Here is a 13,869-nt window from a genome sequence, read left to right as displayed (position 1 = left end):
CAGATCCCGCCCTTCTACGATTCGCTCCTGGGCAAGCTGATCGTCTGGGGCGAGGATCGCGACAAGGCGCTCAGCCGGCTTGGCCGGGCCCTCGGCGAGTTGCGCATTGACGGCCTGCCGACCACCGCGCCGCTGTTTGCAGCACTTCTTTCCAGCCAGGATGTGCGCGCCAATGCGGTCCACACCCGCTGGCTCGAGCCATGGCTCGAGGCCAATCTCGACACCATCAGAACAAGGAAGGGCCCGGCCGATGAGTAGCCGCTATACATTCGGGGGCGATGAACACATCTTCGTCGAGGTCGACGAGGCGATGTCGCTCGACGCCTTCTTCGTCAGCCTGTCGATGACCAACGCCATCCGCGAGGCGCAGATTGACGGCGTCACCGAGATCTGTCCGGCCAATGCCTCCTTCCAGGTCAAGTTCGACCCCGACCGCATCCATCCCGACGATCTGATGGCCCGGCTCAAGGAGCTTGAAGAGACCGCCGAGACCGCCGAGCCGGTGCTCGACACGCGCATTGTCGAGATCCCGGTCTATTATCAGGACCCCTGGACCCACGAGACCCTGATGCGCTTTCGCGAGCGCCACCAGGACCCCGAGGCCACTGACATCGAATATGCCGCCAGGATCAACGGCTATGACAGCGTCGCCGCCTTCATTGAGGCCCATTCGGGCGCGCCCTGGTTCGTCTCCATGGTCGGCTTCGTCTCCGGCCTGCCGTTCCTGTATCAGATGGTCGACCGCGAGCGGCAGATCCAGGTCCCCAAATATCTGCGCCCGCGCACCGACACGCCCAAACTGACCGTCGGCTATGGCGGCTGCTTCTCCTGTGTCTATTCGGTGCGCGGCGCCGGCGGCTACCAGATGTTCGGCATCACCCCGATGCCGATCTTCGATCCCGAGCAGACCGTCTCCTATCTCGAGGACTTCATGGTCTTCTTCAAGCCCGGCGACATCGTCAAGTGGAAGCCGATCGACCGGCAGGAATACGATGCGGCGGTCGCACAGGTGCAGGCGGGAACCTATGCGCCGCGCATCGCCAAGGTGCGCTTCTCGCTCAATGACTACAACGCCGATATCGACGGCACCAATGCCAGACTGCTGGAGGCTCTTCATGCCGATTAACGTTCTCTCCGCCGGCATCGCCACCACCATCCAGGACCTGGGGCGGCCGGGCTATTATCACCTCGGCATTCCCATGGGCGGGGCCATGGACCGTCTGGCCCTGCGCGCCGCCAACCTTCTGGTCGGCAATGACGAGGGCGCCGCCGGTCTTGAATCGGTGTTTGTCGGACCCGAACTCGAATTCACCGAAGATGCCCTGGTCGCCGTCTGCGGCGCCGAACTGCCGCCCAGGATCGACGGCGAGACCTGCCCGACCTGGACGGCTCTAAAGGTCAAGGCCGGCCAGGTGCTCTCCTTCGACTTCCTGCAGTCGGGCTCCCGCGCCTATATCGCCATCTCCGGCGGCATCGACACCCCGCCTATGCTCGGCAGCCGTTCGACCTATGCCATCGGCGCCCTGGGCGGCATTGACGGGCGCGCCGTCCAGCCCGGCGACACCCTGCCGGTCGGCCCGTCTTCCCACAACGCGGCAATGCCCGGCCGCAGCGTCCCCGAGGCGCTGCGCCGCGGCCCCGGCAACCCGGCCGAACTGCGCGTTCTGCCCGGCCTCTACTGGCACCGCATCACCGAACAGGCGCAAGACAACTTCTTTGCCGATGAGTGGAAGGTCGCCAACGAGGCCGATCGCATGGGCTATCGCTTCCAGGGCGGCCGCAAGCTCGAATTCGTCGAGCGCAGGCAGCCCTTCGGCGCCGGCGCAGATCCCTCCAACATCACCGATGCCTGCTACCCCTACGGCTCCGTCCAGGTCCCCAGCGGCACCGAACCGATCATACTGCACCGCGACGCCGTCTCCGGCGGCGGATACTTCATGATCGGAACCGTCATCTCCGCCGACATGGACCTCATCGGTCAGATGCAGCCCCATACCGCAACACGCTTCATCAAGGTCGATATGAAAACCGCCCTGGAAGCAAGACAGCAAAGAACAAGGTTGATTGAACAAATACGCCAGTCACTGGCGTGAGCGCCCGATCTGCGCAATCATGCGCGGCAGGCGGGGGGACATCGATGGACAGCCAGCCATGAGCGGCGCGGCGGCGAAAATACAGACGCCTTTCGTCAATCGGGCGCGTGATCCCTTGCGCGTCCTTGGCACGACCGTCACCCAGGTTGATGCTCTCAAGAAGGCGGCCATCGAGGATCTTGGCGATCGTTTCGAATTCATTTCGCTTGACGGCACCGCATCGCAACGGCGCGGCGCGCTCTATCCTGATACTTTTGACGTCTACGATCAGTGGTTTCATGACATCGACCTGATCTGGCCGACCGGATCGATCCGCGCGATTGACGTCACCCGTATTCAGCGCTGGGATCAGATCGAACGGCTGCCGGCGTCGACCATGGTCGGCGGTACGCCGCTTTCCGCGCCCGGCAGTGACCCCTCTCAGCGCCTCTTCGTGCAGCTCGACGGCACGCTCGGCAGCCGCGAGACGCGACAGATATCCATGGTCCCCACGGTCCATAATGCCGACAGTTTCGCGGTGATCGGATCCGATCCCGGCGAGATCAGAAGCTGGGGGGCACTGCTGGACCCGAAATGGGCCGGCGCCGTCGTGCTGCAGACCGACGCCGCGATCGGCAGTCTCGACATGCTGCTTGCATTGCACGCCACCGGCGAACTGGTCGCAGGCGATGCCGGCGATCTCAGTCTCGAGGAAATCGATGCTCTGGTTGATCGCCTGCATGCCTACCGTGCGGCCGGCCATTTTCGCTGTCTCTGGGCCGACGAGGCGCAGGCGATTGAGGCCTTTGGCGAAGGCCAGCGCGCAATCGGATCCCTGTGGTGGTCGGGCTTCACCAAGCTTCGCGCCCGCGGCATCCCCGTCAACATGGTCACCCCCGATTTCGGCTATCGCGGCTGGTTTGGCGGACTGGCTCTCTCGGTCAAGGCCGACGCTTGGGCAGTCGATGCCGCCTATGACTATATCAACTGGTGGTTCGACGGCCGCGCCGGCGCATTGATGTCGCGCAATGGCGCTTACATGACGGGCCGCGCAGCCGTGCGAAAATATCTGTCGCAGGAGGAATGGGAGTTCTGGTACCGCGGTACAACGGCGGCCTGCGATATCCGCGATGCCGATGGCACGATCGTCTTTTCCAAGGGCGAACGCCGCGAGGGGGGCGCTTACGAGCAGCGCATGTCACGCGTCGCCGTCTGGGACACCGTGATGAAAGAGCACAATTACCTGGTGCGCCGCTGGGAAAACGTGCTCAATCGGTAAACCGGCTCTCCGGCTTCAGATAGCCGTGGAAATCCGGTGTCGGGAATACGGAAAGCGCCATCAACCGTTTGCCGGTGCGATCCGCCGACAGCCGCAAATGTTCCTCGAGGGCATTCGCGGCGGCATCATGCGAACCGCGTATGACAAATTCGAGAATGATCGCATGCTCTTCCAGCGGTTGCCGGAACGGCCGGGCGCCGATCGAACTGGAAAACACCTTATTGACCACGAGCGCGATCTGGCTCTGCTCGATCATGCGCAGCAAATGCTGGTTCGAGGTCTGGCGCAGCAGGCGCCAGTGAATATCACGCTCCAGCGCGTCGACCCGCTCCCCCATGACGTCATCGCCGGACTCAAGCGCCTCCCGGGTCCGTGTGACCATCTCACAAATGTCATCGAGCGCCATTTCCGGCGCGCTTTCGCGCAGGGCCAGCGGCTCCAGTTTCTGGCGGATTGAAAAATAGTGCGCCACGTCGCGCGCCGTCAGCGGGCCGACGACCCAATGCGACCGCCGGTCCTTGCGCACCAGCCCGCGATCCTGCAGCCGCTGCAGCAATTCGCGGATAATCGTGCGGCTGACCTGATAGTGCTCGGCCGCCGCCATCTCATTGATGCGGTACAGCCCGAACGGCATGGCATTGACGATCTCGCGCTCGAAATCCTCGGCAATGATCGCGGCGCTGGCGCGCGGCGTCTCATACTCAGCCTCACTCGCCGCGCCGAGCATCTCCGCCGACAGTTTCAGCCGCCGCACATGCTGCATCGCCCCGTTGTTCTGGCCGGCAACAATGAAACCGCGCCCGTCGAAGCGCGCCAGCGCGCCCTTCGCATTGAGTTCGGCAAGGGCTTTGCGTACCGGCGTCCGACTGGTTTTGAAGACGTTGGCAACAGGGCCTTCGTTCAGCACCGTGCCCTCCGCCAGCCGACCGTCGGCAATGGCGTCGAGCAAGGCAGCCTCGATGCGCTCGTAGCGCGGCGCAGTGCGGGAATCGTTTTTCATCGTTCAATTCCCATGACCAAAAATTCCTTTCTGCGCAACCGGACTATCTGTAAAATGCACTTGACAACAAGATACAATAAAATTTCGCGATATCATGCTTCATCCTCCTATAATTAGCTGTATGTGCAGAGAAAGCCCATTGGAAAATCGGGTAATGTCCGCATTGATTTTTCCTTTGCATACGAAGTGCATTTATGCTTCAGTCGGCCTCGGATCCTGTCGGGGCGTGCGAGGAATGTGCAGATGATGGAAGTGCGGGCGTTGGCGAAAGCCTTTTCTGGCGTCAAGGCGATCGACGAATTCAGCCTGCAAGTGCATGCCGACGAGTATCTGACCCTTCTTGGCCCCTCCGGATCGGGAAAGTCGACCTTGCTGCGCCTTCTCGCCGGGTTGGAAAAACCGGATTCCGGTTCAATCTGGCTTAACGGCGTCGATATCACCACGCAGCCGACCCACATGCGCAATCTGGGCTTCGTGCAGCAGAAATACGCCCTGTTTCCGCATCTGAATGTCATCGACAATGTGGCGTTCGGACTCCGGCATCGTGAGCTCGATCCGGTCACCGACCCCGCGCGTGTCGAGAAACGGGTTGCGGATATCCTCGAACTCGTCGGCCTGACCGATCTCGGTGGTCGCATGGTCGGGCAACTTTCCGGTGGTCAGAAGCAGCGGGTTTCTCTGGCGCGCACACTCGTGACCGAGCCAAAGGTCTGTCTGCTCGACGAGCCGCTCGGCGCTCTCGATGCCAATCTGCGCGAACGCATGACCGTGGAGTTGCAGAAGATCCGTCGTGCGCTCGGGGTCACTTTCATGCATGTGACCGGCAATGAGGCGGAAGCGATCGCCATGGGCGATCGGATGATTGTTCTCGACCGCGGCCGCCTGCTGCAGGTCGATCCGCCGGATACGATCTTCACTGTGCCAGCCACCATTGACGTCGCCCGCTATATCAATGCCTACAACATTCTCAGCGGCACGCTTTCGGATGGCCGGTTTACAAGCAGCAACGGTGCTTTCCCGGTTGTCGGTGACGTTCCCGAACTTGGCTATTACGCTGTTCGTTATGATGCCGCGCATGTCCTTGCGCCGGGTGAGATGGTGCCGGACGGCAGCGCCAGCATGTCGGCGCGGTTCATCGCCAGCGAATTTATGGGCAGCCAGATCATTTATATCTTCCGCCGCATCGACGGAGGCACCTTCGAGGTGGTGCGCCACCTCAGTCGCGAAGATCCCGCCAGCTATGAGCGCGACCAGCAATGCACAATCTGTTGGCACGCCGCCGACGCATTGCTTTTCGACGTGAAAGGGCGGTTGGTTATGGACAATTCAATGAGGGGAGCGGCCTGATGAGTGCAGTCGAGCCTGCCGACTCCGCCGGACATGCGGCTGATCGATCCGGTTTCATGCAGAAATACGGGCATTTCCTGTTGCTTGCCCCCGGCGTGATCTGGATGATCCTGTTTCTCGTCGTCCCTCTGCTGATGATGCTCTATGTCAGCTTCTGGACGCAGTCGACCTTTTCGATTTCGCCAGATCTGACGGTCAAGTCCTGGGTGACCTTCTTCAGCTCCGAAACCTATTTCGGAGCTTTGCTCAGGACATTGCGCATCTGGCTGACCGTGCTTGTCCTGACCTTCGTCATCGGCTATCCGGCGGCGCTGTTTATCGGCCAGCATGTGCGCAACAAGACGGTTCAGACGATCCTTCTTGTTGCCTGCGTGATCCCGTTCTGGACCTCGTTTCTCATTCGCGTTCTCGCCTGGCGCCCGATGCTCGGCAAAGAAGGCGCCATCAACATCGTGCTGCAGAAATTCGGGCTGATTTCACAGCCGATCGAAGTTCTGTTGTTCACCGAATTGTCGGTGATCATCGGCATGGTGCAGATCTACGTCGTCTTCATGGTCGGCCCGATCGCCTTCATGCTGGCGCGCATCGATGACAGCCTGATCGAAGCGGCGCGCGATCTTGGCGCATCCTCCTGGCGAATCTTTCGCAAGGTGATCTTTCCGCTCAGCCTGCCGGGTGTTGTCGTCGGTGCGATCTTCGTCTCGGTCATGGTGCTCGGCGAATTCGCCACGGCTTCTGCACTCTCGGGCCGCAAGGTCAATCTGCTCGGCAACATCATCGTCACGCAGGTCGGTTCGCTCAAATGGGCTTTTGCCGCTGTCATCGGTGTCGTTCTGACGTTCGTTATGGCGGTCGTGATCATCGGCCTGCTGCGCGTCGTCAATCTGCGGCGTGAATTGTGATGGCAAACAGGGGCTGATAACCATGCGAAACTTCAATTTTCTCAAAGCGGGCCTCGGTTTCTACACCGCTCTGTTCATCACCTTTCTCTACGCGCCATTCGTGGTGATGGGCATACTCAGCTTTCAGGCAGGTCCCGAAGGCGGACCGCAATTTCCGATCATTGAATGGTCGACCTATTGGTACCAGCATGTGCTCGGCATCGCGCCGCCATCACGCGTTGCGCCGCTTCCGATTGCCGAGGCCCTGACCCGTTCATTGACCCTGGCGTTTGCCACGATGGTCGTCTCGACGGTGCTCGGAACGCTGACCGCTCAGGCATTTCGCCGTCATTTCAAGGGTTCCGGCTTCGTCTTCTATCTCGTCGTGCTCGGCATGATGGTGCCTGGCGTCCTCCTCGGACTTGGCATGGCGCTTGTTGCCGATCAGGTGGGTATCGCGCGCACCTGGTGGGGCACGGCGTTCGTCTTGCACGTCGTTTACACCTATCCCTTCGCCTTTCTGGTGATGCTCGCCATCTTCAACCGCTTCGACAGCTCGGTCGAGGAAGCCGCATGGGCGCTTGGCGTGCCGCCAGGCCGCACCTTCCGCAAGATCACCTTTCCGCTGATCTTTCCCGGCGTGCTGTCGGCCATGCTGTTCGCCTTCACGCTCAGCTACGATGAATTCCCGCGCACCTTGTTTACGGGTGGCTCCGAGGTGACGATGCCGATCGCCATCTATGGCACCTTCGCCGTCGAGATCCATCCGAACCTGTTCGCGTTCGGTGTGCTCACCACCGTCTTCTCCTTTGCTCTCCTTTCCGTCTACGGACTGTTGATGGCCGCCTCCGTGCGGCGCGCCAAGACAAAGGGTATCGGCGTTCAGGAGGACATCGAGTGAGCCGGCTGGCAAAGCACAATGCTGTGGTAACCGGCGCCGGGGCCGGCATTGGCCGGGCCATTGCCGTGCGGCTCGCGGCCGAGGGTGCAAAAGTGGTCGTCCAGGACCTTGATCAATCCACCGCGCAGCACACCGTCGACATGATCGCAGAGGCTGGTGGCACGGCCCTTGTCGTGGCCGGCGACGTCTCCGACCCGGGCGACATCGACCGCGCCTTCTCTGCCTGTGAGGAAGCCTGGGGTGCCTGCACGCTTGCCGTCAACAACGCCGGCATTGTTCAGCAGGTCCGTCTTGCCGATATGAGCGTCGAGGAATTCGACAGAATGATCGCCGTTCATCTCCGCGGCTGTTTTCTCGGCTGCCGCCGCGCCATCGGACCGATGCTGCAGGCTAAAAACGGTGCCATCATCAATATCGCCTCGCAGCTTGGGCAGATCGGCGGCATCGAATTGGCCCATTACAGCGCTGCCAAGGCAGGAATTATCGGCCTGACCAAGGCGATGGCGCGGGAGGTCAGTGCCGCTGGAGTGCGCGTCAACGCCGTCGCACCAGGGCCGATCAACACGGAATTGGTGATGGCGTTGTCGGACGAATGGCGCAGCCGCAAGGCTGGCGAACTGCCACTCGGACGTTTCGGGGAAGTGGAGGATGTGGCGGCAACGGTGGCCTTCCTCGCTTCCGATGAGGCTGCCACCTATGTCGGCCAGACCCTCGGGCCGAACTCCGGCGATGTGATGCTTTAGGAGCCAGAGCGATGAGAAATGTCTTGATAACGGGAGCCGGCATCGGCATAGGCCGCGCAACGGCCAAGGCCTTCGGCCACAACGGCGACCGCGTCTTTGTCACCGATGTCCTTGAGAGCGAGGGCAAGGCAGTCGCCGATTCCATTCTCGGCTCGGGCGGCAAGGCTGAGTTTCACAAGCTTGATGTCACCTCGACGGCGATGACCGATCAGTTGGTCGCCGACATTGAAGCCGCCTATGGCGCACTCGACTGCATCGTCTGCAACGCCGGCATAGCCCACAGGATTCCGCTCGCAGAGTTGAGCGACGAAAAGTGGGATCACACCTTCGACATCGATCTCAAGGGCATGATGCGCCTGGTGCGCGCCGCAGCTCCGGCGATGCGAAAATCGGGCAAGGGCGCCATTGTCTGTCTCTCCTCCATCATGGGCGTAGCCTATGGCTGGGACGAGCATGTTCATTATTCCGCCGCCAAGGCTGGCGTCGTGGGGCTGGTGCGCGGCCTCGCCGTCGAACTGGCCCGCGCCGGCATTCGCGTTAACGGCGTGGCGCCCGGCTATATCCGCACCGCCCAGGCCCTGTCGGAGAAACATTCGTTGGGACCGGCCGGACTCGAGAAGGCTGCGGATTTCATTCCCATAGGACGCGTCGGCGAGCCGGAAGACATCGCTGACGTCATCAAATTCCTCGCCTCGGAGCAGGCCCGGTACATCACCGGCCAAGTCGTGACCGTGGATGGGGGATTGTTGGTCGGCCGCTACTGATGGCCGGCCCAAGAAAAGTTTTACGCAACTCAAAAAAACAGGGAACATTTCAATGAGTAATATGCCCATATCCCGTCGTAGCTTCGTAGCAGGGGTCGGTGCCCTTGCCGGAAGTTCTGCCTTGATCCGTCCGGACATGCTCTGGGCTCAGGAACTTGGCAATCAGGAACTGCGAACCGTTGGTTTGTCGGTGACCGTGCAGGAACGCATTCTCAACGACTTCAAGGCCAAGTCCGGGGTCGGTTCGGTTTCCGGCAAAGCCGATATCTTCCCCAACACCCAGACCGAATTGCTGTCTGGCTCGAACGCCTATGATTGCTGGGAGATTATTGGCGAGCGCCTGCCGGCAATGACCGAAACCAAAACCATCGCGCCGATCCCGACCTCCAGCCTGTCCAACTGGAATTCGATCCGGCCGATCTTCACCGAGGCCGATTCCAAGATGGAAGCCCGTGCCCAGATTTCCGGCCAGATCTGGGCTGACGATGCCCAGAGCGAATTGTGGATGGTTCCGACGGTCTACAACTTCGATTCGATCGGCTATCGCCCGGACCTCGTCAGTGCAGAGGAAGCCAACACCTGGACGGCGCTGTTCGATGACAAGTTCAAGGGCAAGACCGGCCTCAATGTCGACCCGCTGATCGCCTTCGGTCAGGCCATCCTGGCAATGAACTCGCTCGGCCTGCTCGATGTGCCAAATCCTGGCAACCCGACCAAGGAACAGATCGACGAAGCCTCCAAGTTCCTGATCTCGAAGAAGAAGGGCGGACAGTTCCGCGCTCTCTGGGGCGACTTCGGCGAGCTGGTCAACCTGCTTGCTTCGGGCGAAATGATCCTTGCCGATGCCTGGCAGCCGGCTGTCATGGCGGTCAAGGCGCAGGGTATCGAATGCTCCTATGCCGTTCCCAAGGAAGGGTATCGCGCCTGGGCCATCGGCATCTCGCAGATCGCCTCCAGCGAAAACGCCGAGGCCGTGCGCGCCTACGCCGACTACTGGCTGTCCGGGGACCCGGGCGTCATCGTTTCCGAGCAGGGCTACTACTCGCCGACCACGACGATCAAGGATGTCATGGCGCCGGAGAAATACGGCTTCTGGTACGAGGGCAAGCCGTGGGAAGGTCCGGAAGAGCGCGGCATCAAGCCGGGCGATCTGCGCGATGGTGGATCGCTCGAAGAGCGGGCCAGCCATGTCAGCTACTGGCATCAGTGGCCGGATGAGTACGATCATCTGATCATGCGCTGGGACGAATTCCTGAGCGCCTGACCTGCAACGTTCAAGGCGCGCGGACCACGGAGTCCGCGCGTCACCACCAGAAAAGCCGAGGATGCCTCATGACTGACACCGACCTCGAACTGGTCAGGCTGCGGAAGATTTACCCGGGTGGAACCGTGGCCGTCGAGGCGTTTGATCTTGAGGTCAAGCGGGGTGAATTCATATCCTTCGTCGGCCCCTCCGGTTGCGGCAAGACGACCACGCTGCGCATGATTGCAGGACTGGAATCGATCACCTCCGGGGATCTGATCATCCGCGGCAAGAATTTCACCCACGTGCCGACCGAGCGCCGGCCGACGGCGACCATTTTTCAGAACTACGCCATTTTTCCGCATATGACCGTGCGCCAGAACATCGAGTTCGGTCTGCATGTGCGCAATCTGAGCGCTTCCGAAATCAAGAAACGCACCGATGCGATCATCGACAAGCTGCAATTGGGCGATGTTGTCGATGCGCGCGAAGGCGCGCTGTCCGGCGGCCAGAAACAACGGCTTTCGCTGGCGCGCGGTCTGGTGACGGAACCGGATATCCTGCTGCTCGATGAACCCTTGGGTGCGCTCGACGCCAATCTGCGCAAATCCATTCAGGAGGAACTGAAGATCCTCCAGCGTGAACTCAACATCACATTCGTTTTTGTCACCCACGCCCAGTCGGAGGCCCTGTCGATGGGCGACCGCGTCGTCGTCATGAACGCCGGCCGGGTCGAGCAGGTGTCCTCGCCGTTTGAACTGTACACCCGCCCACAATCCGGCTTCGTTGCAAGATTCATCGGCCGCAACAAGATCATTCCGGGTGAGCTTGCGGACATCGATGGCAATCGGGCTTCGGTGACAACACCCCTTGGCCGGTTCTCCGGTGTGCCGAGTTTCAAGGCCGGTTCCGGTACGGTCGGCCAGAAAGCAATGGTTGTCGCGCCTTCGGAATATATCGACATCGTGCCCGCGGCTGAACCCGCAGGAGATGCGGCGCTGGATCGCGCTCGCGGCACCGTGACCAGCGTCGAGCCGGTCGGCCAGGTGGTTTATATCGGTGTGGAGCTTCCGGGCCTCGTCCCGATGCGCATCGAGGCTTACCGCGAGCGAATTGAAGGCCGCGGCATCGTTCCGGGATCAGCAGTCGAGCTGCGCTGGAAACCAGAGCGCGCCACTATCGTGCTGGGCGAGGCGTGAGTTCGCCGATGCGCGCGCGCCGAACCGGCATCTATCCACTTTGCAAATGGAGGACTTGAGAATGACCAAGAAGATTTACTGCGCCTTCGGCGTCGACGTCGACGCCGTCGGCGGCTGGCTTGGATCCTATGGCGGTGAGGACAGTCCCTGCGATATCAGCCGTGGCATGTTTTCCGGCGAGGTCGGTTCGATGCGCCTGCTGGAACTCTTCAAGCGCTGGGGCATCAAGACCACATGGTTTATTCCCGGCCATTCGATCGAGACCTTCCCCGATCAGATGAAGGCCGTTGCCGAGGCGGGGCACGAAATCGGCATGCATGGCTACAGCCATGAGAATCCCATCGCCATGACGCCGGAGCAGGAAGAGGCGGTGATGGACAAGTCGATCGGCCTGATCGAGGAGCTTTGCGGCCGTCGTCCGACCGGCTACGTGGCTCCCTGGTGGGAATTTTCGCCGGTCTCCAACGAGTTGCTGCTGAAGAAAGGCATCAAATACGACCATTCACTCATGCACAACGACTTCACGCCCTACCGCGTGCGGGTCGGCGACAGCTGGACCAAGATCGACTATTCGAAGAAGGCCGAGGAGTGGATGAAGCCACTGGTGCGCGGCGAGGAGACCGACCTGATCGAGATTCCCGCCTCCTGGTATCTCGACGATCTGCCGCCGATGATGTTCATGAAGGCGGCTCCCAACAGCCACGGCTTCGTCAATCCGCGCCACCTCGAGGAAATGTGGCGGGATCAGTTCGACTGGGTTTATCGCGAGATGGACTATGCGGTCTATACTCTGACCATCCACCCGGATGTGTCCGGCAAGCCGCAGGTGTTGCTGATGCTTGAACGGCTTTACGAGCACATCATGAGCCATGAGGGGGTGGAGTTCACCACCTTTGATGCCATCGCTGACGACTTCGCCAGCCGTTATCCACGCTAGGGTCAGACCCTGCGGCAAAAGGGAGAAGCGGGCCGCCGCCCGCTTCCTCATATTTCGAAAAGGAACGAGCATGTGCGGGCTGTGCGGCCTATTGGGAACCGTTCACTGGACGGAGACGTCCGCTCATCCGAATGCCTTCACGGGCGCCGGACGCCGCACCATTCGCGCTGAGCGCCTGCATCGCGCCGCTCTGGTCAATCAGGCCCTGGCCGCGGCGCGACTCAAGCTGTCCGACTTCCAGGCCACCAGCTACATTGTCCGCTCGCCAACCGGCAAACAGGCGATCGTCGATGATTTGCAGAGCGTCTGGAGCGCTGTCGACCAGCTGCGTGGCGCCCCGATCGATGTCCTTGATGAGGCCTGGATCGCCCAGATCGAGGGATCGGAACCGTGATCCCGGTCAATGTCGTCACCGGCTTTCTCGGCTCCGGCAAGACCACCTTGTTGCGCGAGGTGTTGGCCAGTCCGCGATTTTCTGACACGGCCGTCATCGTCAATGAGTTCGGCGAGGTCGGTCTTGATCATCTGCTGCTTGAAGAGGTCGAGGAAGGCGTATTGCTTCTTGAGTCCGGCTGCATCTGTTGCACCATCCGCTCGGATCTCAAGGAAACAATCCGCAGCCTGCACGACAAGGCGGCTCGCGGCGACATCCCGCGTTTCGCGCGTGTGGTGGTCGAGACCACGGGCCTCGCCGATCCGGCGCCGATCCTGTCGACCATCGCCGCCGATCCGATCATTCGCAACCACTACCGGATCGCCAATCTGATCTGCACCATTGACGCGCTCAACGGCGCCCGCACGATCGCTGCCCACGACGAGGCCGGCAAGCAGATCGCGGTGGCTGATCGTCTTCTGATCACCAAGGTCGACCTGGCTGAAACCGACAGCGTCGAAACCCTGAAAAGGCAGCTTGCGCGCCTCAATCCCGCTGCGCCGGTCGCCACATCGTCCGGCTCCGGGTTTGATGCGGATTTCCTGTTCGGGGCAGATGTGGGCGACGAATTGCGCCGCGCCGCCGAGGTTCAGCGTTGGATCGCCAGCGCCGAAGCGCTTGAACGCGAGAGGGAAGTGCCCTCGCATGAGCATGCGGGCACGCATACCCATCACCATGGCGCGCACGGCGGCTCCCACGGCGGCTTGCATGGCGATGCAGACACCAATGCCTTCGTGCTGCGCTTTCCCGAGCCGATCGACTGGACCGCCTTCGGCATATGGCTGACCGCGCTTTTGCACGCGCATGGCGAACGCATCCTGCGGGTCAAGGGCATCCTTCAGGTCGCGGAATCGCAGACGCCGGTTGTCCTGCACGGCGTTCAGCATGTGGTTCACCCGCCAATGCATCTTGATCATTGGCCGGACGAAGACCACAGCTCTAAGATCGTCTTCATCACGCGCGGCATTGACGAGCAGCGGGTTCGCCGCTCCCTCAATGCCTTTCTCGCCAAGGCGCGCGCATTGGGGCCAAGAAGCGAAGTGGCTTGAGGTCCCTGCGATCGCAAAGCC

At 61.3% G+C, this 13,869-nt stretch carries 14 protein-coding genes and 1 pseudogene; 14 read left to right on the top strand and 1 reads right to left on the bottom strand.

Annotation, left to right across the window (positions count from 1 at the left end):
• The 4 genes and pseudogenes from KY465_RS11085 to KY465_RS11070 form a co-directional block, all read left to right on the top strand.
• Window positions 1-258: pseudogene (locus tag KY465_RS11085) on the top strand (acetyl-CoA carboxylase biotin carboxylase subunit); the annotation flags it as partial.
• A complete protein-coding gene (locus tag KY465_RS11080; RefSeq protein WP_219201691.1) occupies window positions 251-1,126 on the top strand; it encodes a 5-oxoprolinase subunit B family protein in 876 nt (291 codons plus the stop codon). The pseudogene KY465_RS11085 and the gene KY465_RS11080, both read left to right, overlap by 8 nt.
• Window positions 1,116-2,093 (top strand): 5-oxoprolinase subunit C family protein, encoded by a 978-nt coding sequence (locus tag KY465_RS11075; RefSeq protein ID WP_219201690.1) that lies wholly within the window; start codon window positions 1,116-1,118, stop codon window positions 2,091-2,093. The genes KY465_RS11080 and KY465_RS11075 overlap by 11 nt, the downstream gene beginning before the upstream one ends.
• A gap of 58 nt (window positions 2,094-2,151) precedes the next feature.
• The gene (locus KY465_RS11070) at window positions 2,152-3,351 is read left to right on the top strand and encodes an ABC transporter substrate-binding protein (protein WP_219201689.1); all 1,200 of its coding nucleotides are present in this window, start codon (window positions 2,152-2,154) and stop codon (window positions 3,349-3,351) included.
• Here KY465_RS11070 and KY465_RS11065 read toward each other — a convergent pair.
• The gene (locus KY465_RS11065) at window positions 3,341-4,351 is read right to left on the bottom strand and encodes a GntR family transcriptional regulator (protein WP_219201688.1); all 1,011 of its coding nucleotides are present in this window, start codon (window positions 4,349-4,351) and stop codon (window positions 3,341-3,343) included. The genes KY465_RS11070 and KY465_RS11065 overlap by 11 nt on opposite strands.
• Before the next feature lie 243 nt (window positions 4,352-4,594).
• Here KY465_RS11065 and KY465_RS11060 point away from each other — a divergent pair, with 243 nt between their 5' ends.
• The 10 genes from KY465_RS11060 (at window position 4,595) to KY465_RS11015 (ending at window position 13,848) form a co-directional block, all read left to right on the top strand.
• Entirely contained in the window at window positions 4,595-5,698 is a 1,104-nt protein-coding gene (locus KY465_RS11060) for an ABC transporter ATP-binding protein (RefSeq protein ID WP_219201687.1), read from the top strand.
• Between the two features lie 56 nt (window positions 5,699-5,754).
• Window positions 5,755-6,600: an ABC transporter permease gene (locus tag KY465_RS11055; protein ID WP_219201786.1), complete on the top strand. Its 846-nt coding sequence runs from the start codon at window positions 5,755-5,757 to the stop codon at window positions 6,598-6,600.
• Between the two features lie 22 nt (window positions 6,601-6,622).
• Complete coding sequence (locus KY465_RS11050; protein ID WP_219201686.1) at window positions 6,623-7,480, top strand: ABC transporter permease; 858 nt, start codon at window positions 6,623-6,625, stop codon at window positions 7,478-7,480.
• A gap of 5 nt (window positions 7,481-7,485) precedes the next feature.
• The gene (locus KY465_RS11045) at window positions 7,486-8,223 is read left to right on the top strand and encodes an SDR family NAD(P)-dependent oxidoreductase (protein WP_219201785.1); all 738 of its coding nucleotides are present in this window, start codon (window positions 7,486-7,488) and stop codon (window positions 8,221-8,223) included.
• An 11-nt stretch (window positions 8,224-8,234) separates the two neighbouring features.
• Window positions 8,235-8,987 carry an SDR family NAD(P)-dependent oxidoreductase gene (locus KY465_RS11040; protein WP_219201685.1) on the top strand — a complete coding sequence of 251 codons (753 nt, stop codon included), beginning with the start codon at window positions 8,235-8,237 and terminating at the stop codon, window positions 8,985-8,987.
• 52 nt (window positions 8,988-9,039) lie between these two features.
• Window positions 9,040-10,251, top strand: a complete 1,212-nt coding sequence (locus tag KY465_RS11035; protein ID WP_219201684.1) for an ABC transporter substrate-binding protein — start codon at window positions 9,040-9,042, stop codon at window positions 10,249-10,251.
• Window positions 10,252-10,319: 68 nt separating this feature from the next.
• Window positions 10,320-11,429 (top strand): ABC transporter ATP-binding protein, encoded by a 1,110-nt coding sequence (locus KY465_RS11030; protein WP_219201683.1) that lies wholly within the window; start codon window positions 10,320-10,322, stop codon window positions 11,427-11,429.
• 61 nt (window positions 11,430-11,490) lie between these two features.
• Entirely contained in the window at window positions 11,491-12,366 is an 876-nt protein-coding gene (locus KY465_RS11025; protein WP_219201682.1) for a polysaccharide deacetylase family protein, read from the top strand.
• A 70-nt stretch (window positions 12,367-12,436) separates the two neighbouring features.
• Window positions 12,437-12,760 carry a hypothetical protein gene (locus tag KY465_RS11020; RefSeq protein WP_219201681.1) on the top strand — a complete coding sequence of 108 codons (324 nt, stop codon included), beginning with the start codon at window positions 12,437-12,439 and terminating at the stop codon, window positions 12,758-12,760.
• Window positions 12,757-13,848 carry a CobW family GTP-binding protein gene (locus KY465_RS11015; protein ID WP_219201680.1) on the top strand — a complete coding sequence of 364 codons (1,092 nt, stop codon included), beginning with the start codon at window positions 12,757-12,759 and terminating at the stop codon, window positions 13,846-13,848. Before KY465_RS11020 ends, KY465_RS11015 begins: the two co-directional genes overlap by 4 nt.
• Window positions 13,849-13,869: the final 21 nt, after the last annotated feature.

It is taken from the genome of Neohoeflea coraliihabitans (genome assembly GCF_019334345.1).
GTDB classification, from domain to species: Bacteria; Pseudomonadota; Alphaproteobacteria; order Rhizobiales; family Rhizobiaceae; genus Pseudohoeflea; species Pseudohoeflea coraliihabitans.
This window is presented reverse-complemented; position numbering and strand designations above follow the sequence as displayed.

Excerpts from the sequence above, each read along its gene's own strand:
- KY465_RS11025 (WP_219201682.1), top strand. The coding sequence starts at position 11,491 with ATGACCAAGAAGATTTACTGCGCCTTCGGCGTCGACGTCGACGCCGTC.
- KY465_RS11065 (WP_219201688.1), bottom strand. The coding sequence starts at position 4,351 with ATGAAAAACGATTCCCGCACTGCGCCGCGCTACGAGCGCATCGAGGCT.
- KY465_RS11050 (WP_219201686.1), top strand. The coding sequence starts at position 6,623 with ATGCGAAACTTCAATTTTCTCAAAGCGGGCCTCGGTTTCTACACCGCT.
- KY465_RS11035 (WP_219201684.1), top strand. The coding sequence starts at position 9,040 with ATGAGTAATATGCCCATATCCCGTCGTAGCTTCGTAGCAGGGGTCGGT.
- KY465_RS11020 (WP_219201681.1), top strand. The coding sequence starts at position 12,437 with ATGTGCGGGCTGTGCGGCCTATTGGGAACCGTTCACTGGACGGAGACG.
- KY465_RS11055 (WP_219201786.1), top strand. The coding sequence starts at position 5,755 with ATGCAGAAATACGGGCATTTCCTGTTGCTTGCCCCCGGCGTGATCTGG.
- KY465_RS11060 (WP_219201687.1), top strand. The coding sequence starts at position 4,595 with ATGATGGAAGTGCGGGCGTTGGCGAAAGCCTTTTCTGGCGTCAAGGCG.
- KY465_RS11040 (WP_219201685.1), top strand. The coding sequence starts at position 8,235 with ATGAGAAATGTCTTGATAACGGGAGCCGGCATCGGCATAGGCCGCGCA.
- KY465_RS11070 (WP_219201689.1), top strand. The coding sequence starts at position 2,152 with ATGAGCGGCGCGGCGGCGAAAATACAGACGCCTTTCGTCAATCGGGCG.
- KY465_RS11080 (WP_219201691.1), top strand. The coding sequence starts at position 251 with ATGAGTAGCCGCTATACATTCGGGGGCGATGAACACATCTTCGTCGAG.
- KY465_RS11075 (WP_219201690.1), top strand. The coding sequence starts at position 1,116 with ATGCCGATTAACGTTCTCTCCGCCGGCATCGCCACCACCATCCAGGAC.
- KY465_RS11030 (WP_219201683.1), top strand. The coding sequence starts at position 10,320 with ATGACTGACACCGACCTCGAACTGGTCAGGCTGCGGAAGATTTACCCG.